Consider the following 25,305-nt stretch of genomic DNA (forward strand, 5'->3'; position numbering starts at 1 on the left):
TCCACCGCCGCGGGCACCGTCACCGCCCCGGGCGCCGCCGCGCGTCCGGGGCCCCGCGCAGCCCCCCGCCCCCCGTCACCCGAACGTGCCGTGCCTGGTCACGAGCCCATCACGATCAAGCGCCCGGACGCGTGGGCGCTCTTGCCGCCCGGAACGTGTCGGGCGTACACCAGAGCGCACGGGACAGCGCTCGACGTTCGACGAGGAACGAAGAACGGGGCAGTGATGCGCAGTACGAGCCACACCATCCGGACACGCACGACCCGCCCGGCGGCCCGCCAGGCCGCCAGAGCCGCCGCGGCCGCCCTGTGCGCGGGAGCGCTGGCGCTCTCGCTCACCGCCTGCGGCGGCGACGGCAACGACAACGACGGCTCTTCCAAGGAGAGCGGCACCCCGACCGGCAGCACGGTCAGCCTTCCGAAACTGAACGGCCAGAGTCTCGAGGTCGCCGCGGTGTGGACGGGCGGCGAGCAGAAGAACTTCAAGAAGGTGCTGGCGGAGTTCGAGAAGCGCACGGGCGCGAAGGTGACGTTCGTCCCCGCCCAGGACCCCATCATCAACTTCCTCGGTTCGAAGATCGCGGGCGGCCAGCCGCCGGACGTGGCGCTGCTGCCGCAGCCGGGCGCCATCAAACAGGCCGTCGACAAGGGCTGGGCCAAGCCGCTGGGCAGCGCGGCGCAGGAGCAGCTCAAGAAGAATTACTCGCCGGGCTGGCAGGACATCGGCAAGGTCGACGGCAAGCAGTACGGCGCCTACTACAAGGCCGCCAACAAGTCGCTGATCTGGTACAACGCCAAGGTCTTCGAGAACGCGGGCGCCAAGGAGCCCAAGACCTGGAAGGACCTGCTGGGCACCGCGCAGACGGTCTACGACTCCGGTGTGACGCCGTTCTCCGTCGGCGGCGCCGACGGCTGGACGCTGACCGACTGGTTCGAGAACGTCTACCTCTCGCAGGCGGGCCCGGACAAGTACGACCAGCTCGCCCAGCACAAGATCAAGTGGACCGATCCGTCCGTCAAGCAGGCGCTGACGACTCTCGCGCAGATCTGGGGCAAGAAGGACTACCTCGCGGGCGGCCCGAACGGCGCGCTGCAGACGGAGTTCCCGGCCTCCGTGACGCAGACCTTCACCGGCGGCGACCAGCCCAAGGCCGGCATGGTCTTCGAGGGCGACTTCGCGCAGGTCAACATCGGCGAGACCAAGGCGAAGGTCGGCACGGACGCGAAGGTGTTCCCGTTCCCGGCGGTGGGTGCCGGCTCGCCGGTGGTCACCGGCGGTGACGCGGCCGTCGTCCTGAAGGACTCCAAGGCGGCGCAGGCGCTGGTGACCTTCCTGGCCTCGCCGGACGCGGCGACCATCCAGGCCAAGCTGGGCGGCTACCTGTCCCCGAACAAGAACGTCCCGCTGTCGGCCTACCCGAACGAGGTGCAGCGCACCATCGCCAAGGCGCTCATCGCCTCCGGCGACGACTTCCGCTTCGACATGTCCGACCAGGCGCCGCAGGCGTTCGGCGGCACGCCCGGCAAGGGCGAGTGGAAGGACCTGCAGGACTTCCTGAAGAACCCGAAGGACGTCGCGGGCACGCAGGCGAAGCTGGAGAAGGACGCGGCGGCGGCCTACGGAAGCGGGAGCTGATCCGGCGATGACGTCGGCCACGGCGGCGGGGGCCCCCGCGGCCCCCGCCGCACCGAAGAGGCGCGGGAGCGTGACCGGCACCCGCAGGACGGTGGCGGCGCTGTTCCTGCTGCCCGCCCTGGTGCTGCTCGGCGCGCTCGTGGTGTACCCGATCGGGTACTCGGTCGTCCGCAGTTTCTCCAACGCCTCCGGCGACGGTTTCGCCGGCTTCGACAACTACAAGGCCCTGTTCACCGACGACGGCATCCGCACCGCCCTGAAGAACAACATCATCTGGGTGGTGTTCGCGCCGGCCGTGTCCACCGCGCTCGGTCTGATCTTCGCGGTGCTGACCGAGCGGGTGCGCTGGGGGACGGCGTTCAAACTGGTCGTCTTCATGCCGATGGCGATCTCCATGCTCGCCGCCGGGATCATCTTCCGGCTGGTCTACGACCAGGACCCGGACAAGGGCGTGGCGAACGCGGTGTGGGTCGGCGTGCACGACACCTTCGCCCAGTCCTCGGCGTTCCCCAAGGCGCACCCGGGCCGCAACTCGCCCCTGCGGCCGCAAAGCGGCGGATTCGTCACCGCGGCCGCCGTCCACACCGGCCAGGCGGTCGGCCTGCCGCTCGTCGGCGTCGCCCCCGACCAGATGCCCGACAGCGCCAAGAAGGCCGCGGCCGCCAAGCCGGAACCGGGGAAGATCACCGGCACGACCTGGCAGGACTTCACCCGCGGCAAGGGCGTCGGCCGGCTCGGCGCGGTCGACCCGGGCGAGCTGGGGTACGCCGGCATGCGGATCGAGGCCGTCAAGGACGGCAAGGTCGTGGCGTCGACGACGGCCGCCGGCGACGGCACGTTCACCCTGCCCGCCCAGGCCGACGGCGCGCTGCTGCGGCTGCCGGCGAGCAACTTCAAGGAGCCGTACAACGGCCTGGACTGGCTCGGCCCGTCCCTGGTCACGCCGGCGATCATCGGCGCGTACGTGTGGATGTGGGCCGGGTTCGCGATGGTGCTGATCGCGGCCGGGCTCGCGGGCGTGCCGCGCGAGCTGCTGGAGGCGGCGCGCGTCGACGGCGCCAACGAGTGGCAGGTCTTCCGCCGGATCACGGTGCCGATGCTGGCGCCGGTCCTCGCCGTCGTCACCGTCACCCTGATGATCAACGTGCTGAAGATCTTCGACCTGGTCTTCATCATCGCCCCGGGCTCCTCCCAGGACGACGCCAACGTCCTCGCGCTGGAGCTGTACCGCAAGGGCTTCTCCGAGGGCCAGCCCGGCATCGCCAGCGCCATCGCGGTGTTCCTGCTGCTGCTGGTGATCCCGGTGATGCTGTTCAACATGCGTCGGCTCAAGCGGGAGGTGCGGCGATGACCGGCGCGAGTCGGACCGGCGGCCGGGGGTCCGGGGGTTGCCCCCCCGGACGAATGCAGCACCATGCGTCGGCTCAAGCGGGAGGTCAGGCGATGACCGGCACGAGTCGGACCTGCACGGGTCGGACCGGCAGGGAGGTGCGGCGATGACCGTGGAGGCCGGGACTCTCCCGAAGGTGACCAAGGCGGAGCCGGTGAAGGCGCGGCAGCCGCTCGGTTCGCGGCTGGCCGGGGCCGTCAGCGGCGGGCTGCTGCGCGTGTTCCTCATCGTCGTGGGCCTGTTCTGGCTGGTCCCGACGATCGGTCTGCTGCTGTCGTCGCTGCGCTCCCCGGAGGACATGAGCGCCAGCGGCTGGTGGACGGTGTTCAGCAAGCCCTCGCAGCTCACCTTCGACAGCTACCAGAAACTGCTGGAGAACAGCGACATCACCGACTCCCTGGTGAACACCGTCCTGATCACGGTGCCGGCGACCGTCCTCGTCGTGGTCGTCGGCTCGCTCGCGGGCTACGCGTTCGCGTGGATGGAGTTCCCGGGCCGCGACTGGTGGTTCCTGGGCGTGGTCGGCCTGCTGGTCGTGCCGGTGCAGGTGGCGCTCATCCCGATCGCCGAACTCTTCGGCAAGATCGGCCTGTTCGGCACGGTCTTCGGCGTGGTGCTGTTCCACACCGGCTTCGGCCTGCCGTTCGCGGTGTTCCTGCTGCGCAACTTCTTCGCGGAGATCCCGCGCGAACTGCTGGAGGCGGCCCGCCTGGACGGCGCCGGCGAACTGCGCCTGTTCGCACGGGTGGTGCTGCCGCTGGGCGGCCCGGCCATCGCGAGCCTGGCCATCTTCCAGTTCCTGTGGGTGTGGAACGACATGCTGGTGGCGCTGGTGTTCACCAAGTCCGGCACCCAGCCGATCACGGTGGCGCTGCAGACGCAGGTCCGCCAGTTCGGCAACAACATCGACGTGCTGGCGCCCGGCGCGTTCATCTCCATGGTGATCCCGCTGGTGGTGTTCTTCGCCTTCCAGCGGCAGTTCGTCTCCGGCGTGATGGCGGGCGCGGTCAAGTAGCCCGCAGGACGGCGCCGTTCCGCCCGCACGACGGCGCCGTCGCACAGGGGGCGGGTCCGGCACGGGCCCGCCCCCTGCGCGTTCCCCCCGCGCTCCCTCTCCGCGCTCCCTCTCCGCGCTCCCTCTCCGCGTTCCCCCGCGCTCCCTCTCCGCGTTCCCCCACGTTCCCCCACGTTCCCGCCGTGTCCCCCGAATGCCGTAGTCGCCGTAACCATGTCACTCCATCGGCCGTTGCCGGGCACAACGCCCGTCACGCCCGTGCCGACCGATGGATGTCCCCGTGCCCAGGTTCAGTGTCATCGTCCCCGCGTACCAGGTGCAGGCGTATCTGCCCGAGTGCCTGGACTCCGTGCTGACGCAGTCCTTCCCCGATCTGGAGCTGATCGCGGTCGACGACGCCTCGCCGGACGCGTGCGGCGAGGTCATCGACGCCTACGCCGCCCGCGACCCGCGGGTGAAACCCGTCCACCTGCCGCGCAACGCCGGCCTGGGCCCCGCCCGCAACGCGGGCCTGGCGCACGCCGGCGGCGACTACGTCGTCTTCCTCGACGGCGACGACACCCTCACCCCGGGCGCGCTGCGGGCCATCGCCGACCGGATCGAGGCGACCGGCGAGCCGGACGTCCTGGTCTACGACTACGCCCGCACGTACTGGACGGGCGAGGCCCGGCGCAACAAGGCCGCCGCCCAGCTCACCGAGGAGGGCCCGGCGCCGTTCCGCATCGAGGACCGCCCAGGCCTACTCACGCTGCTGATGGTGGCGTGGAACAAGGCGTACCGCCGTGAGTTCGTCGAGCGCGAGGGCCTCACCTTCCCGCCCGGCTACTACGAGGACACCCCGTGGACGTACCCGGCGCTGCTGACCGCGCGGTCGGTCGCGACGCTGGACCGGGTGTGCGTGCACTACCGGCAGCGCCGGCGCGGCAGCATCCTCGGCACCACCAGCGACCGGCACTTCGACGTGTTCGCGCAGTACGACCGTCTCTTCGCGTTCCTCGCCGAGCGGCCCGAACTGGCCCACTGGCGGCCGGTGCTGTTCCGCCGCATGCTCGAGCACCTGACGGTGGTCTTCACCCGCCCCGGCCGCCTGCCGCGCGCCTCCCGGGCCGCGTTCCTGCGCGCGGCCCGCGCCCACTGCCGCCGCCACCGCACCCCCGCGGCCACCGTCCCACCGACCTCCGTCCCCCCAACCTCCGCTCCCCCGGCCGCCGTTGTCCCATCCTCCGTTCCCCCGGCCGCCGTCCCCCCGGCCTCCGGCACGGCCGATGCCGGGAGAGCCGGCGCCGGGCGGGCGACCCTGCCCGGTCCCTCGCCGCGCACCCGGCTGCGCCACGCCCTGGTCCGCCTCGGCCTGCACCGCACCTTCCGGCTGCTGGGCCTGGCCGCGGCCGTCCTGCGGCGCACCCGCGGGACGGCCGCCCGCCTGCGCGGGACCGTGCGCACCGCCCTGCTGCGCGTCCACCACCGCCTCCAGCGGTGCCTGCCGCTGCGCGCCGACTGGGCGGTGTTCACCGCGCAGGGCGGTCACGGCGGCGACCCGGCCGCGCTGGAGGCCGCGTTCCGCGAGTTCGCGCCGCACATCCGCACCGCGTGGGTCGCCCGCCCCGAGCACCGGCACACCGTGCCGCCCGGCATCCGCCGCCTCACCCCGGGCACCGCCGCGTACTTCACCGCGCTGGCCCGCGCCGCGTACCTGGTCGACGACTCCCCTCTCGCGAACTCCCCCCTCACGCCCCGCCCGGCCAAGCGCGCGGGCCAGATCGTGCTGCAGACCCACCAGGGCACCCCGCTCGCGCACACCGGCCTGGACCTGCAGGAACGCCCGGCCGCCGCTCGCGGCACGGACTTCGCGCGGCTGCTGGACGGCGTCGACCAGTGGGACTACGCCCTGTCCGCCAACCGCCACTCCACCCTCACCCACGAGCGGGTCTACCCCGGCTCCTACGCCACGCTGGAATACGGCCGCCCGTGCACCGACGTGTTCCACACGGCGACGGCGGAGGACGTGGCCCGGCTGCGCGAGGCGCTCGGCGTCCCCCGGGAGGCGGTGGCGGTCCTGTACGCGCCCGCGCCGCGCGACCACCTGCGCACCCAGCGGCCCCTCCTCGACCTGGAGCGCGTCCTGCGCCGCCTGGGCCCGGGCTTCGTCGTCCTGGCCCGCACCGCCCACCCGCTTCCGGCGCCCGGCGCGCCCGGCCTGATCGACGTCTCCCGCCACCCGGGTGTGGAGTCGCTGTGCCTGGCGGCGGACGTCCTGGTCACCGACTACGCGTCCCTCATGGTCGACTACGCCGTCCTCGACCGGCCGATCGTGCTGTACACCCCGGACCGCGAGGTGTTCGAGGCGACCCGCGGCAGCTACGTCGACCTGTGGTCCGACCCGCCGGGCGCGGTGGCGCACAGCGAGGACGAGCTGATCGACGTCTTCACCGCCGGGCACTGGCGCGACGCGCGCGCGGAGCGGCTGCGGGCCGCGTTCCGGGAGCGGTTCTGCCCGCACGACGACGGGCGGGTCGCGGAGCGGGTGGTCCGCCGGGTCGTGTACGGCCAGACGGACGAGGCGAGCGGGCTGCCGCCGGTCGTCCCGCTCGCCGAGCGGCGGCCCGCGCCCTCCGCGGCGGCCCGCGCGCGCTCCCCGCTCGCCACCGTGCCGCAACCCGCCGGCTTCTCGGCCGTCACCGAGAGCCACTGAACGACGTTTGCTCTTCCGGGAGTTCCCATGCCCCTCCGTTCGTCACGGCCGGCGCCGTGCAGACCGTCCACCTGGCGGCCGGCCGGACGACCGGGCCGCCCGCAAACGGTTCGGCGGTCGCGCGCGTGCGGCCCGAGCAGCAGGACGACAACAGAAAGAGCAGCATGCCCCGCTTCAGCATCATCGTCCCGACCCATGGGGTCGCGGGCCGGCTGTCCCAGGCGCTGGACTCGGTCCTCGCGCAGTCCTTCGGCGACTTCGAGCTGATCCCGGTGTGCGACGCGCCCGGCTCCCCGGGCGCGGACGTCGCCGCCGCGTACGCCGGGCGGGACTCCCGGGTGCTCTCCCCGGTGCACTCGCCGCCGGCGGCCGGGCTGGGCGCGGCCCGCAACGCGGGCCTGGCGCGGGCCGGCGGCGAGCACCTGCTCTTCCTCGACGGCGACGACACCCTCGCCCCGGGCGCGCTGCGGGCCATCGCCGACCGCCTGGACGAGGTGGGCGGCCCCGGGGCCGTCGACGTGCTGTACACCGAGCACGAGCGGGTGCCCTGGTGGGAGGGCAGGCCGGGCAACCCGGCCGCCCCGCTGCTGGCGCAGGCGCCCCGCGGCGCCTTCACCCCCGACGAGGTGCCGCGGCTGACGGGCGTGCCCCTTCCGGCGTGGAGCGCCGTCTACCGCCGCGCCTTCGTCGTCACGTACCGGCTGGCCTTTCCCGACGGCCACTTCACGGACCTCGGCTGGATGGGGGCGGTGACCGCGGCGGCGACGCGGCTGGCGGTGCTGCGGCAGGTCGTCGTACGGCATCTGGTGCGGCGGCAGGGCAGCCGGCTCAACACGCCGGGCCCGCACCAGCTCGACCTGCTGGACCAGGTGGAGCGGGTGCTGGTCACCGCGGCCGAGCGGGGCCTGCCGGCGGAGCGGCTGCGGCCGCTGTTCGCCGACCTGTTCGCCGTCGTGCTGAAGACGGCCGCCCGGCCCGAGCGGCTGCCCGCCGACAGCCGCCGCGCCTTCTTCCGCCGCGCGAGCCGCCTCCACCGCGGCCACCGCCCGGCCGGTTTCCGCCCGCCGGGCGGCAGCCTCGGCGTGCAGCACCGGCTGCTGGCGGCGGGCGCCTACGCGGCGTTCCGCGCGCTGCGCGGCACCAACCGCACCGCCGCGCGGGCCGCCGGGCGCCTGCCCCTCCCGCGCGGCCTGCGCACCCGCCTGCTGTACGCCCGCGAGCTGCGCCGCCCGCTGGACGAGAACCTCGCCGTGTACTGCGCCTACTGGGGCCGCGGCTACGCCTGCAACCCGGCCGCGATCCACGCCAGGGCCCGCGAACTCGCCCCGCACATCCGGTCGGTGTTCCTCGTCGAGCCCGACCGGGCGCACACCGTGCCGGACGGCGTCGACTACGCCGTGATCGGCAGCCGCCGCTACTGGCAGGTGCTGGCCCGCGCCAAGTACCTGGTGAACAACGCCAACTTCGCCGAGGGCGTCGTCAAGCGCCCCGGCAGCGTGCACGTGCAGACGCAGCACGGCACCCCGCTGAAGAAGATGGGCGTGGACCAGTCGACGTATCCCGTGGTCGCCGCCGCGACCGGCAGCTTCACCAAACTGCTGGGCCGGGTGGACCGGTGGGACTACAACCTGTCCTCCAACCGCCACTCCACCCAGATGTGGGAGCGGGCCTTCCCCGGTTCCTGGGAGGCGCTGGAGTACGGCTATCCCCGCAACGACGTCTTCTACACGGCGACCGCCGACGACGTGGCCCGCATCCGCGCGGAACTCGGGGTGCCCGAGGGGAAGCTGGCGGTGCTGTACGCCCCGACCCACCGCGACCACCGCACCGGGTTCGCCACCGGCGGCCTGGACCTGGAGGCGTTCTGCGAGGCGGCCGGCGACGACGTCGTGGTGCTGCTGCGCGCCCACTACTTCTACGACCGGGGCGGCGGGCGCGGCGGCGGGCGCGTCATCGACGTCACCGCGCACCCCTCGTCGGAGGAGGTGTGCCTGGCCGCGGACGCCCTGGTCACCGACTACTCGTCGATCATGTTCGACTACGCCAACCTGGACCGGCCCATCGTGGTGTACGCCGACGACTGGGACGTCTACACCGAGACCCGCGGCGTCTACTTCGACCTGATGGCGGAGCCGCCCGGTCCCGTCGCGCGCACGCCCGGGGAACTGGCGCGGGTGTTCGCCGACGGCTCCTACCGCAGCGCCGAGTCCGCCCGGCTGCGGGCCGCCTTCCGGGAGCGGTTCTGCGAGTTCGACGACGGCCGGGCCGCCGAGCGCGTGGTGCGCCGGGTGTTCCTCGGCGAGCCGCCGGAGGCGATCCCGCCCGTGACCCCGCTCGCGGAGCGCGTCCCGGCCCCCGCCGCCGTCCCCCTCACCAGCCTCCGCACAAGCCCCCTCACAAGGAGCTGACCCGCCGTGCCCCGCTTCAGCATCGTCGTGCCCTGTTTCCGGGTGCAGGGCTTCCTGCGCGAGTGCCTCGACTCGGTGCTCGGACAGTCGTTCACGGACTTCGAGGTGATCGCCGTCGACGACCGCTCCCCCGACGGCAGCGGCGCGATCCTCGACGAGTACGCCGCCCGCGACCCGCGCGTCACCGCCCTGCACCTGCCGGAGAACGTCGGCCTGGGCCGCGCCCGCAACGCGGGCCTGCCGCACGCCGGCGGCGACTACCTGCTCTTCCTCGACAGCGACGACACCCTCACCCCGGGCACGCTGCAGGCGATCGCCGACCGCCTGGCGGAGACCGCCGACCCGGACGTGCTGGTCTTCGACTATGCCCGCACCTACTGGTGGGGCGGGATGCGCCGCAACGCCCTCGCCCACGTCCTGGCGGACTGCGCCGACGGCACGTTCACGGCCGCCGAGCGCCCGGAGATCCTCGACCTGCTGATGGTGGTGTGGAACAAGGCCTACCGGCGCGACTTCGTCGACCGGCACGGCTTCACCTTCCCGCCCGGCTACTACGAGGACACCCCGTGGACGTTCCCCGTGATGCTGAGCGCCGGGCGGATCGCCACGCTGGACCGGATCTGCCTGAACTACCGGCAGCGCCGGCAGGGCAACATCCTGTCCACCACCAGCCGCAAGCACTTCGACGTCCACGACCAGTACGAGCGGGTCTTCGCCTACCTCGACGACCATCCCGAGCTGGCGGACTGGCGGCCCTACCTGCACCGCAAGATGGGCGAGCACTGCCTGGACGTCCTCGCCAAACCGGACCGGCTGCCGCCCGGGGACAAGCGGGAGTTCTTCCTGCGGACGGCCGAGCTGTTCCGCGCCCACTGGCCGGCGGGCGGCACCCGCGTCACCGGCGAGACGCGGCTGCTGACCTGGCCGTACACCGTCTACCGGGCCGCGCGGCAGGCGGAGTCGGTGCGGCGGGCGGCACAGCGGCGGGCGCTGCGGGTGCGCGGGGCGGCGGCCGGGCGGGCCAAGGACGCCTGGTTCGCGCTGCACGCCCGCCGCCCGCTGGATCCGCACCTGGTGCTGTACTCGGCGTTCTCGCACCGGGGCGTGCTGGGCGACCCGGGCGCGATCTACCGCAAGGCCCGGGAGATCGCGCCGCACCTGCGCGGCGTGTGGGTCGTCGCCGACGAGGAGGTGGCGGCGCGGCTGCCCGAGGACGTGGAGTACGTGCTGCTGGACTCCCCGGGCCACCGCCGGCTCGCCGCGCGGGCCGGGTTCTTCGTCAACAACGTCAACTGGCCCGGCCGCCCGGCCAAGCGGCCCGGCAGCGTGCACATCCACACCCACCTGGGCACACCGCTGAAGTACATGGCGGCCGACCTGCGGGACAAGCCCGGCGCCCGCTTCCAGGTGGACGTGCCGCAGATGCTGCGCCGCGCCGACCGCTGGGACTACAGCCTGGTCGCCAACCGGTACTCGGAGCGGGTGTGGGAGCGGGCCTACCCCTGTCACTTCACCTCCGTGCGCTCCGGCAGCCCCCGCAACGACGTCCTCGTCGGCGCCGCGCCCGGCGCGGGGGCCGCCTTCCGGGAGCGGCACGGCATCCCGCGGGAGCACACGGTGGTGCTGTACGCGCCGACGCGCCGCGACCACCGGCGCGGCGGGCTGGTCGAGCGGATCGACCCGGCCCGCCTCGCCGCCGACCTGGGCGAGGGCCACACCCTCGTGGTGCGCCTGCACCCGTCCCTGGCCGCCGGCCCGGCGCGCGGCCTGGGCCTGACCGAGCTGGCCCGGCGCGGGGTGGTCGTCGACGCGACGGACGAGCCGCACGTGGAGGAGGTGATGCTCGCCTCCGACATGCTGCTCACCGACTACTCGGCCCTCATGTTCGACTACGCCAACCTGGACCGGCCGATCGTCGTGCACGCCGACGACTGGGAGGTCTACACGGCGAGCCGGGGCGCCTACTTCGACATCACGGCCGAACCGCCGGGTCATGTGACGCGCTCCTACGACGAGTTGGTGCGGCTGTTCGCCTCCGGGCGGTGGCGGGACGCGGAGGCGGAGCGGCTGCGCGGCGCGTTCCGAGACCGGTTCTGCGAGTTCGACGACGGCCGGGCCGCCGAGCGGGTGGTGCGGACGCTGCTGCTGGGCGAGCGGATGCCGGAGCCGGCCGCCGTGCCGGCGCAGGCCCCGGCGCCCGCCGGCCACAACCTCCTCACCTTCTCGTGAGGGGTCTCATGAAGATTCCCGTGGGGGTTCGCGTGAAAGTTCCTGTGGGGGTTCTCGGGAAGATTCCCGTGGGGGGTGTCGTGAGGGTTGTCGTGAAGGCTCCCCTGAGGGTTCTCGCGAGGGCGGTGCCGCGCGGGACGCCGGCGGCGCGGCCGCGCGCCTGGGTCCTGGTCCTGGCCGCCGTGTTCGCGGTGCTGCAACTCGCCAACGTCAGCGGCCGGGCCACCCCCGACACCAAGAACTACCTGTCGTACGCCGTCAGCCTGCGCGGCGCCGACAAGCGGGAGGCGGCCGCGGTCGCCGTCGACTACGCCTGCGCGAGCCGGGCCTCCATGGCGCGCCGCAACCACAGCGTGGACGTGGTGCGCTTCCGCGGGCCGAGCCCGGCGGACCGGGTGTACCGGGAGTGCCGGGCCGAGCAGTGGCGGCAGGTGTCGGCGCGGCTGCGGGCCGGGCAGACCGGCGGGCACACGGCGCCGTTCCTGTCCGAGCGGTTCATGCGGATCTTCGAGGTGCGGCCCGGCTACCCGATGTTCCTGGTGCCGTTCCTGACGGTGTTCGGGGTGACGTGGGGCATGTGGGCGGCGAGCGTGACGGCCGCCGCCGCGGGCGGTGCCCTGGTCTTCCTGATCCTGCGCACGCTGCGGCTGCCGGTGCCCCTGGCCCTGACCGGGCAGGCGCTGTACTACGTGCTGCCGTGCGGCACCACCGCGATGCGCCCGATGACCGAGGGCCTGCTGCTCGCCCTCACCCTGACCGCCGTGTGGGGCTGCGCCCTGGCCCTGCACGGGCGGCCGCGGACCGGGGTCGCGCTGCTGGGCGGGGCGCTGGCGGCGCTGTTCGCGGTGAAGCACTCCCAGGCGCTGTTCCTCGGCGTGTGCCTGGCCGGCGCGGGCGCCGCCCTCGCCGTACGGCGCCGGTGGCGCGGCCGGCCGCCGCAGCGGGCGGTCCTCGCGGTGGCCGCGCTGGGCTGCTGCGCCGCCGCCGGCACGCTGCTGCTGGCGCGGCTGCTGCACTACCCGTCCGAGTACGACAGCCTGCAGGACCTGCTCACCGACCACTACGCCCTGCCCGACCGCCCCCACCCGTGGCCGGACCTGCTGCGGCTGGAGGTCCGCTTCTGGGTGGAGTGGCTGCGCCGCGGGCTGACCGAGCCGCTGTTCCTGGCGCTGCTCGCGGCCGGGGCGTGGGGGGCGCTGCGGCGCCGGGCGTTCGGCGTGTTCCTGCTCGGCGCTGCGGCGACCGGTGTCCTCACCCAGGCGGCGCATCCCGACATCACCGTGTGGGGCGGCCGGCTGATCGTACTGGCGTGGCTGCTGCCGGTGGTGGGGGTGCCGCTGCTGCTGGACGCGGTGCTGCGGGGGCGGGCCGGCGGCGCGCGGATCCCGGGGCCGGCGCAGGCGGAGCAGCGCCTGCTCACCGGCTGACGGCCTCACCCCAGCAAAGCGGGCGGGGCGTTGCGGGACGAGGCGGGGCGGGGGCCGGTGCGCGGCGACCGCCGCTCGACGGCTCGGCGCTCGGCCGCTCGGCCCCCGCTCGCCCGGTCGCCCGCTCGCCCGGTCGTCGGTCACTCGATGACGTCGGTCACTCGATGTCGCCGGTCACTCGATGACGTCGGTCACTCGATGACGAGGTCGACCGGGATGTTGCCGCGGGTGGCGTTGGAGTAGGGGCAGACCTGGTGGGCCTGCTCGACCAGTTTGCGGCCGGTCGCCGCGTCCACCGTGTCGGGCAGCTCGACGCGCAGGGTGACGGCGAGGCCGAAGCCCTCGCCCTGCTTGCCGATGCCGACCTCGGCGGTCACCGAGGCCTCGCTGACGTCGACCTTCGCCCGCCGGCCGACGAGGCCGAGGGCGCTGCTGAAGCAGGCCGCGTACCCGGCGGCGAACAGCTGCTCGGGGTTGGTGCCCTGCCCGTTGCCGCCCAGCTCCACCGGCGTGCCGAGGGCGAGGTCCAGCCGGCCGTCGGAGCTGACGGCGCGGCCGTCGCGGCCGTGGGTGGCGGTGGCGACAGCGGTGTAGAGCGCGTCCATGGAGATCCCTCCCTGTGGGGAACGTCGTACTGACACCCACAAGTAGAGCACGCAATTCAATTGCGCACAATCTAATAGCGCGAGAGCTACCATGGGGGCATGAGAGACGAGGAGTGGCTCCGCCTCGACCGCCAGATCTGCTTCTCCCTGCACGCCGCGTCGCGGGCCTTCAACGGCGTCTACCGCGTCCTGCTCAGGGACCTGGGCCTCACCTACCCGCAGTACCTGGCCATGCTCGTGCTGTGGGAGCACGGCGAGATGTCCGTCAAGCAGCTCGGCGAGCGGCTGCGCCTCGACTCCGGCACGCTCTCCCCGCTGCTCAAGCGCCTGGAGGCAGCCGGCCTGGTCCGCCGGGAGCGCAGCGCGCACGACGAGCGCTCGGTACGGGTGCGGCTCACCGACGACGGCGCCGCGCTGCGCGAGCGGGCCCTGGAGGTGCCGGCCCGCATCGCGGCCGCGACCGGCTACGGCGTCGAGGAGATCCGCGAACTCAAGGAGCGCCTGGACCGCCTCACCACGGCACTGGACGCGGCGGCGTCGGACACGGCGGGACTGCCCACGGCGGGTCGTTGACGAGTCACTGACGAGTCGCTGACGGGCCACTGACGAGCCACCGGCAGCGGGTGCGGCGGAGAACACGGCAGCGGGCCCACCCTCCCGCCGGGTGATTTTGTACGACTACTGAGCTATTCATGTCGACTACCCGCGTATGAACGGGAAAGCGGCATATTCCCGGCTTACGATCCGCGCTGATGAATGCCTTCACGAGCCTCGCCCGCCTGCCGAGCCGTCCCAGCGTGCCGAGCCGTGCCGGCCTGCCGAGACCGGCGAGCACGGCGACGCGCCGCCGCCTCCTCGCCCTCGCCGCCGGCTGGCTCGCCACCCGCGCCGTGATGCTGTGGCTGCTCGCCCACAACACCCTGCCCCTGCTGGGCGGCGGCGGGGTGGCGCGGGAGGTGTGGCGGCTGTACCACCGCTGGTACGTCGTGCTGGCGCACGGCGCGTTCCCGGCGCACGACCCGCTGTGGCAGTACCCGCCGGGCGCCGGGCTCGTGCTGCTGGCGCCGCGGCTGCTGCCGGAGCTGACGTACTTCCAGGCGTTCGTCGCCCTCACCCTGGCCGCCGACGCGGTGACCGCGCTCGCGCTGGCCCGCGCGGGCGCACGCCCGGGCCGCAGCCTGCACGGCGCCGCGTACTGGACGGGCGGCCTGCCGCTGCTGCTGCACGTGCCGCTGGCCCGCTACGACGTGCAGGCCACCGCCCTCGGCGTGCTCTGCCTGCTGGCGCTGACACGCTCCCCGCGCGCGTGCGGCACGTTCGCGGCGCTCGGCGCGCTGGTGAAGGTGTGGCCGGCGCTGCTCCTGCTCGGCACGCCCAGGGGACGGACCACGCGCTCGGCGTGGGGATGGGCCGCCGTCGTCACGGTCGGCGTGCTCGCCGTCCTGGCCGCCCTGTTCCGCAACCCGCTGGCCTTCCTGCGCCAGCAGGGCGGGCGCGGCGTGCAGATCGAGTCGTTCGGCGGCACGGCCCTGTCCCTGGCGCGGCACGCGGGCTGGCCCGGAGTGGTCCGCTACCGGTACGGCGCGCTGGAGTTCACCGGTCCCTACGTCCAGGCCGTCGCCGGCCTCTCCCTGGCGCTGACGGCGGCCGCGTTCGGACTGCTGGTGCTGTGGCGGGTGCGGGCCCGGCGCTGGAGTGCGGCGACGCCCTGCGACGCGGCGCTCGCGGCGGTGCTGCTGTTCACCGTCACCAGCCGGGTCATCAGCCCGCAGTACATGGTGTGGCTGCTGGGCCTGGCGGCGGTCTGCCTGACCTCCCGGCACACCACGCAGCGCCCGGTGGCCGCGCTGGTCGCGGCGGCGAGCGCGGTCAGCGTGGTGGCGTACCCGACCCTGTACCACGAGGTCGTCACCTCCACCTGGATCGGCTGCGCGCTGATGCTGCTGCGCAACGGCCTGCTGGCCGCGGCGGCCGTGCTGTCCTTCCGGCGGCTGTGGCGCTCCACCCGGCCGGTGCCGGCGTACGACCCGGCCCCGCCGGAGCCGGACCGGCCGCAGGCGGCGGGCACCGAGCGCGTCATGACGCGCCGGTGACCCACGCCCGCCCGCGCCGGTGACCCACGCCTGCCCGCATCCGTGACCCCCGCCCGCCCGTGCCGGTGATCCCCGGCCGCCCGCATCGGTGGCCGGCGTCCGGCCGCCGCCTGCTTCACTGGTAGCCGACAGGCCACACCGACGAGGGGACGCCCGCACATGACCTGGCTGATCACCGGCGGCGCCGGCTACATCGGAGCGCACGTCGTCCGCGCGATGACGCAGGCGGGCGAGCGGACCGTGGTGTACGACGACCTGTCGACCGGCATCGCCGAGCGCCTCCCGGCCGACGTGCCCCTGGTGGTGGGCTCGATCCTGGACGCCGACCTGCTGGCGCGCACCCTCACCGGGCACGACGTCACCGGCGTCGTCCACCTGGCGGCCAAGAAGCAGGTCGGCGAGTCGGTGGAACGCCCCCTGCTGTACTACCGGCACAACGTGGAGGGCCTGCGCACCCTGCTGCAGGCCGTGACGGACGCGGGCGTCGGGGCGTTCGTCTTCTCCTCCTCGGCGGCCGTGTACGGCACGCCGGACGTGGAGCTGGTGACGGAGGAGACGCCGTGCGCGCCGATCAACCCGTACGGCGAGACCAAGCTCGCCGGCGAGTGGCTGGTGCGCGCCACGGGCCGCGCGACCGGCCTGGCCACGGCCTGCCTGCGCTACTTCAACGTGGCGGGCGCGGCCGCCCCCGAACTCGCCGACATCGGCGTCTTCAACCTCGTCCCCATGGTCTTCGAACGCCTCACCCGCCGGCAGGCCCCGCAGATCTTCGGCGACGACTACCCCACCCCCGACGGCACCTGCATCCGCGACTACATCCACGTCGTCGACCTCGCCGAGGCCCACGTGGCCGCCGCCCGCGCCCTCACCTCCCCCGGCCGGCACCTCACCCTGAACGTCGGCCGCGGCGAAGGCGTCTCCGTCCGCGAGATGATCGACCGCATCACCGCCGTCACCGGCCACGACCTCCCCCCGGCCGTCACCGCCCGCCGCCCCGGCGACCCGCCCCGCGTCGTCGCTTCCGCCGACCGCATCACCACCGAACTCGGCTGGAAGGCCCGCCACGACATCCACGACATGATCACCTCGGCGTGGGAGGGCTGGCTGCGCCTGCACCCGGAGGCGGCGCGGGGATAGGAACCCGTCTTGCCCTGCCCGCCGGAGCGCCCGGCCGGCAGGACCGCGGAACTCCCGGACGCCTCGGCGTCACCGTCCGGTGTACCGAGCCGCCGTGTACGCGATCGGGCCGGAGAGCCCTGTCCCCGAGCCGTCGAGCATGTCCAGCACCTCGAAACCGGCGCACTCCGCGTAACGCTCCAGCTCGCGGGGGAACAGGACGCGCCTGCGGATCTCGTCCCGGGCCTCGCCGCCCGAGGGAAGTACCCAGTGCCGGTGCATGGTGTTCGTCTGATTCCTCAGGTCCCACTCATGACGGATCGTCACGATAGCCGGTCCCTCCGGGGTGTCCACCGTGGCAGTGGTCGGCCCGGTCCGGGTGATCGGGGCGACCGGTGAGCACAGCACCAGCAGTGCACCCGTCCGGGCGTGGGCCGCGAAGGTGGCGAAGACCTGACTGATTTCCTCGTTGTCGTGCACGTAGGCGAGGCTGTTGCCCATGCAGGTCACCACGTCCATGCGCTTGCCGAGTCGTACGGTGCGCATGTCGCCGGTGCGGATGTCCAGCCACGGCCGGACCTTGCGGGCGTAGCCGACCATGCCGGGCTGGAGGTCCACGCCGACGCAGTCGAAGCGCTTGGCCAGGATCTCCAGGTCCCTGCCGGTACCGCATCCGAAGTCGACCAGGGTCCGGGCGTCCGGCCGGTGCGACTCGATCAGGGTCCGGCACATCCCGGCGCCCGTGCCGTCGGTCTGGACCATGTCGTACAGTTCCGGATCGCGGTACAGGAGGTTGGTGGCTTCCATGAGCTCGGCTTCCGTGTGGGGGCTGGTCACGTGAGGCTTCGCAGTCCGACCTCCAAGGCGAGCACATCGCACAGCAGATCGGGGACGACCGGAGCGGAGCCGGCGTCCTTCCGCGCCTGGGCGAGCGCCTTGCCGTCAACGTAGCCGAGGTCCACCAGAATGGACTCCTTCAGCATGCCGTCCAGGACGAGCAGGCCGTAGGACCGCAGGCCCTTCTGCAGGACGGCCAGGAAGTTCTCCGGTTCGGCCGGCGCGGCCACCCGTTCGGGCAGCCCGGCCCGCCTGATCCGCTCGCGGAACAGCGCCTTGCCTCGCTTGTACTCATGCGGTAGCTGCTCCATGAACCGCACGATCCGCGGGTGCGCGAGCGGGCTCACTGGCCAGATCCCGGCCCGGAGGAAGCCGGGGTTGTGCATCCCGAACGCCATCAGGGTCGGTACGGGCAGCACAGGGATGGGGGCCAGGTGCTCGTTGACCTCGGTGAGCGCTCGGACTGCTTTGTCGCCCAGCCACGGCACGGGTTCCGGCATCGGCAGTTCGGCCCGCGTCCTGGAGTGGCAGGCGTTGATCTCGTCCCCGCCGCTGCCCGTGAACATGACCTCGCACCGCCGGGCGGCTGCCTGCTCGCGTACGACATCGAACGCCTCCTGGTAGAAGGCTCCCGCCGGATCGTGCGGCCTACGCAAAGCACGCACACCTCCAGGGCAGAAGGGTGGGTGCTGCATGGCGGGGGTGGCCGTGTCGTGGAAGCCGCAGTGTTCCACGAGGGCCCGGCGCCGCTCGCTCTGTCGCCTGCCGGTTCTGCCTCCCACCAGCAGACCGAAGCTGTGCGTCTCGGGGAAGCGGGCGGCCTTCACGGCCAGGGCGACATTCCCGGAGTCCGCGCCGCCGGACAGTTCAACACCCACGCATCCGGTTGCAGTCGGCGCCTGGCGGATCACGTCGGTCAGCAACCCGTCCAGAGCCACGAGTGGATCAACGCCGGGCCGCAATGTGCGGGGCTCAAGCACGTGTTCGGCCGGCTCCGGGTAGTGGATGCTGAGCCCCGAGGTGGTGAACATGGCTGACGCCCGTTCGGTGAGGCGGTAGACGCCTGCGAACAGCGTCTCGGACGTGTAGCGGTGCTGCCTCGTCAGCGTTCGGGCGACGACGCGCGGCACCAGGCGGTCAATCCGCAGATGCGGTCGCAGCGCGGTCAGGTCCCACGAGGCGTGCAGCTCGCCGGCCTTCTCCGTCAGGTAGAGCGGAGCCGTGCCGAAGGCTCCTGCCGACAGGCGGGCTCGTCCAGGCTCCATGGTGAGTTTGACGAAGTCGGCCTCACCCTGCTTGCATTCCCTCACCCGGACTCGTACGCGCGGGGCTTGGTCGTCGTTGACCTCCATGGCCAACACGGACATGTTCGCGGGCTCGACCCAGCTCTCGCCATTGATCCAACGGCCGCCCTGTGGCCTCCACTCGGGCTTCTGGAGATCGTCCAGGCGCAGACGCATCGACAGCATGTCGTCCCTTTCCGTTGTCATGCGGCGGGGCGGGGCCGCGTACGGTCCCGCCCCGCCTGGCATCAGCCCTGGATCACTTGCTGCAGTGGTCGCCGTTGTTGTCGCCGCCGCCCGGCATCTTGTCGAGCAGCGCGGCCTCGACGGCCGGGACGCCGGTGATCAGGTCGCCGGTGAACAGCTCGTCCACGTTCATCTTTTCTCCCTTACGGTTGAAGCGGACTCCGCGGCAGGTGCTGCGGAGTTGGACCCGTCCGGCTGCCGGACCCTTGCGAAGAAGGCAGCCGGACGGGGTGCCCGCCGCTTCCGGCGGCGGACCCTCCCTCGTCACGGGTGGGGAACCTGGATGCGTGACGGGGGAGGAGTCAGGTGGGTGTGGATGTGGCGGCCATTCCGAGAACGAAGCCGACCGGCCCCGGGATCGTGATGATCAGGAGCGGTCCGTCGTAGCGATCGACGACAGCGGCTGACCGCCTCACAGTCGCTCTCCGCGACTGCGCTCGTTGACCTCGCGCACCGCGGCGCTCAGCCTCGCTGCCCCGTCCTCCGACGTCGTGGGGCAGTGCCGTGGGCAGCGACACGGCGAGCATCGATTCGGACCCGGCAGCAGGTCCGTGCCCTCATAGGTGTCGATCCTCAACATCCCGTCCATGCCCCGCTCCTCGGTCATCCGGGCCAGTCGGGCCCGCGCTTCGCTTCTCATCTCTTGAGTCCCTCAAACGACGGCTGCGGCGAGGACTCGCCGGCTCCTGCTTCCTCTACGCAACCGCACGACTACGCACAGCGGTACCGTTGTCGCAACGCCAGGACTTGAAAGCCTTGAAAGTCCTTGGGAGCACGGGGAGTTGAAGGCATGGCCAAGCGTGAACCGAACGTGGCGCTCGGGCGTCTGCTCACCGAAAGCCGCTGGACCCACCGTCAGTTCGCACGGGCGGTGAACCGCATCGGCACCGAAACCGGGACTCCCCTGCGCTACGACGAGTCGGCGGTGAGCCACTGGCTCGGCGGAACCATCCCCCGCGGCGCGGTGCGCGCATGCATCCTCGAAGCTCTCTCGCGCCGCCTCGACCGCCCCGTCACCCATGCCGAAGCCGGCCTGCCCGTTCCACAGGATGCCTCCTCCACGGCTGCGGATACCGTGGAGGGGGTGATCGAGCTGGGGAGGCTGGATATGGACCCGTCCCGCCGCAGCGTCCTGGGTGCCGGTTTGTTCTCCGTGGCCCTCACCATTCCCGGCTGGCCTGATGTGGTCGGGCGTGCCGAGGCCGTCCGGTCCGGCCGTACGACACGCATCGGCATGAGCGAAGTGAACATGGTCGTCGCCATGACCGAGCGTGTCTCGGAGCTGGACGACGAGTTCGGCGGCCGACACGCACGCCCCATGGCCGCCTCGTTCATGGTCAACACCGTGGCCTCCTATCTGCGCGCCGACGCGCCCGAGGACGTACGCAAGGCGATGCTGTCCGCCGCCTCGGACCTGCTCTACCTGACCGGCTACATGGCCGTGGACGAAGGGCTGCACGGTCTCGCGCAGCGCTACTACGTCAAGGCTCTGGAGCTGGCGGGCGCGGCCGAGGATCACTTGACGTACTGCACCACCCTGCGGGGGATGAGCGTCCAGGCGGTCGACCTCCGCCACGGAGCGAAGGCCGTGGCACTGGCCGATGCCGCTGCCGCCGCCTCCCCGAAAGCCGGGCCGCGGATGCGTGCCTTCCTCCTCGGTCAGCAGGCACATGCCGCCGCACAGACGGGCGACCGTTCGGGCGCGTTGCGCTGCATCCGGGAGGCCGAGGCGGCCATGGACCGCGCCGAGTCACGCGGAAAGGCGTTCGGCTCGTACGACCCCTCTTCGCTCAACTACCACGTCAGCCAGGTCCGTTACGAACTCGGCGACAAGGCCGGAGCCGTCGAAGCCATGCAGCAGGCGGACCGGCTCCGCCCCAGTGTGTACCGGCGCACACGAGTGCACCGCCGTGGACTGCTGGCCGAGCGGCAACTGGAACTCGGCCACCTGGAAGCGGCATGCGCCACCTGGCACCAGGCCCTCGACGACTACCCCAAGGTGCAGTCCGGCCGCGCCGACGACCGCGTGCGGGCGATGTTCGGTCTCTTGCGCCCTCATCTGAAGAACGCGGTAGCCCGCGACCTGTACGACCGCGCACGGACGATCGCACCACCGTCGCTCACCACCTGAACCCGTCACGTCTTCAAGCCCCGCCACGGGCACACAGCCAAGATGCACGACCACGAGCAGTCGTCTGGACTGTCGGTTCGAAACCGATCAGCGGACTACCGATATGCACTGTCGCTGACGGGACGCAATGCAGACTTCAAACTGCTGATCACAGCCTGAACCTCTTCCCTCTCACCAGCGTCGACCCATTGAGCCGGAACAGTTGAGTTGCCTGCTTGTCGACCGGACGTGGTCGAGGTTCAGGAGTGCGTCGGTTGTCGCCCGCCGCGCGGGAGGTGGTGTGGCTGCGGGTGGTGGCCGCGCTGGAACCGGGTGCTGCGCACATATCGGCAGGCGGCCGAGGTGTTCGGGTGCTTCCCCCACCGCCGCCAGCGGCTACTTCCACGCCTGCAACGTCCGCTACACGATCGTGTAGGCAATCCAATAGTCCCGGCTCAATATGCGCTGACGGGGCCACGCCAGTTGGAGGGGAAAAACTCGTCGAGATTCGACCACAACGGCGTCCGTGTGATTGTCGACTGGGATATGCTGCGGAAGTCCACGGCGTACCACCCTGGCAGGTGAATGGGTGAATAGAAGTGAACGCGACGAATGGCTTGGGTGCTTCCTGACGGAAATGGAAGCCTCTCGGCTGGAAAATGCCTCTGTTCCTGTCGCGCCGGGAAAGGCGTTGGGGCTCGTCGAGCTGCTGCAGAGCTGGCGTGATCATGTTGTCAGGATTGAGGGAGAGCTTGAGCTTCCCGATTCCGACAGGACGGTATGGGGTGTTTATGACTTGATTGCTGCACTCGCCCTTAGGAGCTTCATCGCCCGTGGTATGGAAATCGCTGACCAGAATTCCCTTGAGGGATTCAGGCGAGCGCTCGGCGATGTCGACTCTAGATTTAGAGAGTTCACCGAAGGTGATGAATCTGGAGTCGTTCGCCGCCTGGATGAAGGCGAGAGGCCGAGTGGTGAATGGTGGTGGGATCGAGTTCCGCGCATCGGTCCGATCCGTCGGGAGATCGAGCGAATCAAGGCGACCCGCTGACCAGGGCGCTGTCGTTCTCGTGATCGGCCGGGCATGATCACGTGTAGTCCAAGGATTGCCGGCGGACAGTCTGCAGCGCCTGGCTGGCGTGCGGGGACGGCAGCCGCGACATGGTGACGGCCTCCAGGCGGTGGATCTCGTCGCGGCCGTGCGCGGCGGCCCGGGTGCGGTCCATCAGCGGCACTTCCTTGCGGGGGAAGGTCCTTCACCAGGGCGTGCAGGGTCGGGTGGTTGCCCTTGAAGACGGCGATGCAGTGCGCCCTGTTCTCCTCGAGGAGGAACCTCGCGTGGCCGGTCTGGGGTGGCAGCGCCTCGAAGGTCACGACTGTGTCGGTCATGGCCGAGAAGCTCCAGTAGCGGCCGGAACGCGGTGATCTCGTTGCTTTGGGCGTCGGCTTCGCGCTGGGCGAGGACGATGCCGTCGCCGCGCAGTGCGGAGATGAGGTGGACGCGGCGGCCGTCGGCGCGGACGGCGGGTGTTCGTCCTCGTCGGCAGCGCGGCAGACGTCCGCGTGAGCGGTGAGCCGGTCGCCGGTCGCGGCATCGAGGGCGTCGCCGTCGATGCGTTGCAGTACGCGGCGCACGGTTGCTTCGCTGGGCGCCCGGTAGGGCCGGGTACCGATCGCGTAGCGTGGCCCCGCAGGCGGCGCGGTACGGCAAACGGCACAGGCGGTTCAGCAGGTTGGGCAGTTCGTCGGGGCGGACCGATCCGAAACCGGTGGGACTCTATTGAACCGGAGAGGCCCAGAGATCGAAGTTTCAATCGGCGGATACCTGCCGTAAGTCTCGATTGGAGTTTGTAATGGGGACCTGGGGATCGGGTCCGTTCGACAGTGACACTGCTGAGGACTTCCTCGATGAACTGAAAGAACGATCTGCATTGCAGCGGCTGGCAGTTGTCGAGAATGTGTTCCGTTCTGTCGTCGAGGCAGGCGGTAATTCAAGCTCCTCTGTGCTTCCTGAGGAAGTGGTGGCTTCTGCTGCTGTGGTTGCGGCTAATGTCCCAACCGGGAGTTCTTTGTCTTGGGGTGAAGAATATTCCGGAATCAGGGAATGGCTGCCGAAGCCAATTGCTCCCGCTCTGGCCTCGTCTGCGATTCGGGCACTGGAAGCGACGTTGCCCGCTGACGGATGGTTCTGGAGGAGCTGTTGAGGCGGAACGGTTGGGTTGCCTGCTCGTTGACAGGGTGTGATCGAGGTTGAGGACGCGCGTCGGCTGTCGCCTGCCGCGCGGGAGGCGGTGCGGCTGCGAGTGGTGGCCGCGCTGGAACCGGGTGCTGCGCACGTACCGGCAGGCAGCCGAGATGTTCGGAGTCAGCGAGCGTTCGGTGGGCAGTTGGTGGCGGGCCTACCGCGGCGGCGGCCGGGAGGCTTTGGCGGTGCGGCGGAGGCGGCGCCCCGGACCACAGGAGCTGATCAGCGATGAGGAGCGGGGCACGCTGTTCCAGGCGATGGCGGACTACACGCCCGAGGAGTTGCTGATCGGCGGGCCGTTGTGGACCCGGGCCGCGGTGCGGGAGCTCATCCGGATGGTGTGCGGGGTGGTGATGACCGAGCGCGGGGTGGGCACGTGGCTGCGCCGGCACGGCTTCTCCCCGCAGCGCCCGGCCCGCCGTGCCTGCCAGCAGTGTGACGAGAAGGTACGTGCGTGGCTCGAGCAGGACTACCCGGCCATCGCCGCGCGGGCGAAGACGGAGAAAGCCGTCGTGGCCTGGGCCGACCAGTGCGGGCTGCGCTCCAACACAGCTTTGCCCGGCCGCTTTTGGGCACCGAAGGGCCGCACTCCGGTGGTGCGGGTGAACGGCAAGCGGCTGCGCGTGAACGTCATGTCCGCGATCGCCTCGCGCGGCGCGCTGTGGTTCACCGTCTTCACCGGCCGCTTCACCGCAAAGGTGTTCACCGGCTTTTTGGACCGGCTCGCCCGCCACGCCGGACGCAAGGTCCACGTGATCGCCGACCGGCACCCGGTCCACCGCAGCAAGGCCGTCCGCACCTGGCTGGACAACAACGCCGACCGCGTCGAACTGCACCTGATGCCCGGCTACAGCCCCGAACTCAACCCCGACGAGCTCCTCAACGCCGACCTCAAACGGCACGTCCACGCCTCACGCGCCCGCTCCGCCGACGACCTCGCCCACGAAACCCGCCGCTTCCTACGACGCCGCCAGCGCCAACCCCACATCGTCCGCGGCTACTTCCACGCCCGCCACGTCCGCTACACGATCACATAGGCAACCCAACAGTTCCACCTCAATAAGAAAAAGATGAAGATCCAGTGAGTGTTACCGGGGTATTCGGCGCATAGCGCGCCACGCCTGCGTGACACGCATCACAGTGACGCGCGTGACAAGGCGTCAACTCGGTGGCGCCGCAGGACGGAAGAGCCCTCCGGCGCGCGCCTACAGCGCCTTGATGCCCTCCGCCGTCGCCCGGGCCAGGGCCGTCAGGTAGCCCTTGGGGAGTTTTTCGCCGCGGATGACCACCGAGCGCCAGTACAGGGGGCCGGAGACCAGGTCCAGGGCCACGTCCTCGGCGTAGCCGGGGCGCAGTTCGCCGCGTGCGGCGGCGGCCTTGAGGATGCGCAGCGCGACGCTCTCCTGGCCCTCGCGCAGGGCCTTCTGCATGGCCTGGTCGATGTCGGGGTTGCGGGCGGCCTCGGCGAGCAGGTCGGGGATGACCTGTGAGGCGACGGGGTGGCGCAGGGCGCGGGAGGTGACCTCGTACAGCAGGCGCAGGTCCTGTTCGAGGGAGCCGGTGTCGGGGACGGGCAGGCCCTGGACGGCGAGCGCCGAGACGATGTCGAGGACGAGGTGCAGCTTGGAGCGCCAGCGGCGGTAGACCGCGGTCTTGCCGACGCCCGCCCGGCGCGCGATGCCCTCGATGGACATGCGCGCGTAGCCGACGGCCGCGAGTTCCTCGAACACCGCCGCGCGGATGGCCTCCGTCACGTCCTCGCGCAGGACGGCCGCCCCGGCGGGGGCCCGGCGGCGCGGACGCGTCGGCTGCTCGTCGGCGTTCGTCGTCATGCCGCCCAGCATAGGGCGTTGCGACGAAACGGTTGCGTTCCAACGTCATAACGCCCTACGCTCACGTTGCGACGATACGGTCCCGTCCCGACGTAAGAGAACGTGGAGCGAAGCACAGGGAAACTTCTCGCCCGCGTCTTTC

The 25,305-nt window shown here is 71.8% G+C and carries 19 protein-coding genes; 14 read left to right on the forward strand and 5 right to left on the reverse strand.

Annotated elements, in window-relative coordinates:
- The first annotated feature begins 225 nt into the window (after positions 1-225).
- The 7 genes from IE225_RS27720 to IE225_RS27750 all read left to right on the forward strand — a co-directional run bounded on the left by IE225_RS27720 (position 226) and on the right by IE225_RS27750 (position 12,796).
- Entirely contained in the window at positions 226-1,635 is a 1,410-nt protein-coding gene (locus IE225_RS27720; RefSeq protein ID WP_190060367.1) for an ABC transporter substrate-binding protein, read from the forward strand.
- A gap of 7 nt (positions 1,636-1,642) precedes the next feature.
- Complete coding sequence (locus tag IE225_RS27725) at positions 1,643-2,986, forward strand: carbohydrate ABC transporter permease (RefSeq protein ID WP_190060368.1); 1,344 nt, start codon at positions 1,643-1,645, stop codon at positions 2,984-2,986.
- A gap of 145 nt (positions 2,987-3,131) precedes the next feature.
- Positions 3,132-4,040 (forward strand): carbohydrate ABC transporter permease, encoded by a 909-nt coding sequence (locus IE225_RS27730; RefSeq protein WP_190060369.1) that lies wholly within the window; start codon positions 3,132-3,134, stop codon positions 4,038-4,040.
- A 280-nt stretch (positions 4,041-4,320) separates the two neighbouring features.
- Entirely contained in the window at positions 4,321-6,732 is a 2,412-nt protein-coding gene (locus tag IE225_RS27735; protein WP_190060370.1) for a CDP-glycerol glycerophosphotransferase family protein, read from the forward strand.
- Positions 6,733-6,896: 164 nt separating this feature from the next.
- Positions 6,897-9,140: a bifunctional glycosyltransferase/CDP-glycerol:glycerophosphate glycerophosphotransferase gene (locus IE225_RS27740; protein WP_190060371.1), complete on the forward strand. Its 2,244-nt coding sequence runs from the start codon at positions 6,897-6,899 to the stop codon at positions 9,138-9,140.
- A 6-nt stretch (positions 9,141-9,146) separates the two neighbouring features.
- A complete protein-coding gene (locus tag IE225_RS27745) occupies positions 9,147-11,369 on the forward strand; it encodes a bifunctional glycosyltransferase/CDP-glycerol:glycerophosphate glycerophosphotransferase (protein WP_190060372.1) in 2,223 nt (740 codons plus the stop codon).
- Positions 11,370-11,494: 125 nt separating this feature from the next.
- A complete protein-coding gene (locus IE225_RS27750; protein WP_190060403.1) occupies positions 11,495-12,796 on the forward strand; it encodes a hypothetical protein in 1,302 nt (433 codons plus the stop codon).
- A 191-nt stretch (positions 12,797-12,987) separates the two neighbouring features.
- Here the strand turns inward: IE225_RS27750 and IE225_RS27755 are convergent, their stop codons facing one another.
- On the reverse strand, positions 12,988-13,401 hold the full coding sequence (locus IE225_RS27755; protein ID WP_190060373.1) for an organic hydroperoxide resistance protein: 414 nt from the start codon (positions 13,399-13,401) through the stop codon (positions 12,988-12,990).
- A 99-nt stretch (positions 13,402-13,500) separates the two neighbouring features.
- Here IE225_RS27755 and IE225_RS27760 point away from each other — a divergent pair, with 99 nt between their 5' ends.
- The 3 genes from IE225_RS27760 (at position 13,501) to galE (ending at position 16,631) form a co-directional block, all read left to right on the forward strand.
- Positions 13,501-13,974, forward strand: coding sequence for a MarR family winged helix-turn-helix transcriptional regulator (locus IE225_RS27760; RefSeq protein ID WP_190060374.1), 474 nt, complete (start codon positions 13,501-13,503; stop codon positions 13,972-13,974).
- Positions 13,975-14,153: 179 nt separating this feature from the next.
- Positions 14,154-15,494: a glycosyltransferase 87 family protein gene (locus IE225_RS27765; protein WP_190060375.1), complete on the forward strand. Its 1,341-nt coding sequence runs from the start codon at positions 14,154-14,156 to the stop codon at positions 15,492-15,494.
- Between the two features lie 159 nt (positions 15,495-15,653).
- The gene (galE, locus tag IE225_RS27770) at positions 15,654-16,631 is read left to right on the forward strand and encodes a UDP-glucose 4-epimerase GalE (protein ID WP_190060376.1); all 978 of its coding nucleotides are present in this window, start codon (positions 15,654-15,656) and stop codon (positions 16,629-16,631) included.
- Between the two features lie 69 nt (positions 16,632-16,700).
- Here the strand turns inward: galE and IE225_RS27775 are convergent, their stop codons facing one another.
- Complete coding sequence (locus IE225_RS27775; RefSeq protein ID WP_190060404.1) at positions 16,701-17,417, reverse strand: class I SAM-dependent methyltransferase; 717 nt, start codon at positions 17,415-17,417, stop codon at positions 16,701-16,703.
- Between the two features lie 26 nt (positions 17,418-17,443).
- Positions 17,444-18,916, reverse strand: a complete 1,473-nt coding sequence (locus IE225_RS27780) for an asparagine synthase-related protein (RefSeq protein WP_190060377.1) — start codon at positions 18,914-18,916, stop codon at positions 17,444-17,446.
- Between the two features lie 850 nt (positions 18,917-19,766).
- Between IE225_RS27780 and IE225_RS27785 the strand changes: the two genes are divergently transcribed.
- Together IE225_RS27785 and IE225_RS27790 are read left to right on the forward strand one after the other, a co-directional pair.
- Positions 19,767-21,107, forward strand: a complete 1,341-nt coding sequence (locus tag IE225_RS27785) for a tetratricopeptide repeat protein (protein WP_190060378.1) — start codon at positions 19,767-19,769, stop codon at positions 21,105-21,107.
- Between the two features lie 568 nt (positions 21,108-21,675).
- Positions 21,676-22,137 carry an SH3 domain-containing protein gene (locus IE225_RS27790; protein ID WP_190060379.1) on the forward strand — a complete coding sequence of 154 codons (462 nt, stop codon included), beginning with the start codon at positions 21,676-21,678 and terminating at the stop codon, positions 22,135-22,137.
- Between the two features lie 37 nt (positions 22,138-22,174).
- Here the strand turns inward: IE225_RS27790 and IE225_RS27795 are convergent, their stop codons facing one another.
- On the reverse strand, positions 22,175-22,312 hold the full coding sequence (locus tag IE225_RS27795) for a hypothetical protein (protein ID WP_190060380.1): 138 nt from the start codon (positions 22,310-22,312) through the stop codon (positions 22,175-22,177).
- Positions 22,313-22,939: 627 nt separating this feature from the next.
- Here IE225_RS27795 and IE225_RS34175 point away from each other — a divergent pair.
- Entirely contained in the window at positions 22,940-23,290 is a 351-nt protein-coding gene (locus IE225_RS34175; RefSeq protein ID WP_190060381.1) for a DUF4259 domain-containing protein, read from the forward strand.
- Positions 23,291-23,441: 151 nt separating this feature from the next.
- Positions 23,442-24,368: an IS630 family transposase gene (locus IE225_RS27805; protein WP_229880129.1), complete on the forward strand. Its 927-nt coding sequence runs from the start codon at positions 23,442-23,444 to the stop codon at positions 24,366-24,368.
- Positions 24,369-24,536: 168 nt separating this feature from the next.
- Here the strand turns inward: IE225_RS27805 and IE225_RS27810 are convergent, their stop codons facing one another.
- On the reverse strand, positions 24,537-25,163 hold the full coding sequence (locus IE225_RS27810; protein WP_190060382.1) for a TetR/AcrR family transcriptional regulator: 627 nt from the start codon (positions 25,161-25,163) through the stop codon (positions 24,537-24,539).
- Positions 25,164-25,305: the final 142 nt, after the last annotated feature.

The sequence above is a fragment of the Streptomyces echinoruber genome, assembly GCF_014651135.1.
Taxonomy (GTDB): Bacteria; Actinomycetota; Actinomycetes; order Streptomycetales; family Streptomycetaceae; genus Streptomyces; species Streptomyces echinoruber.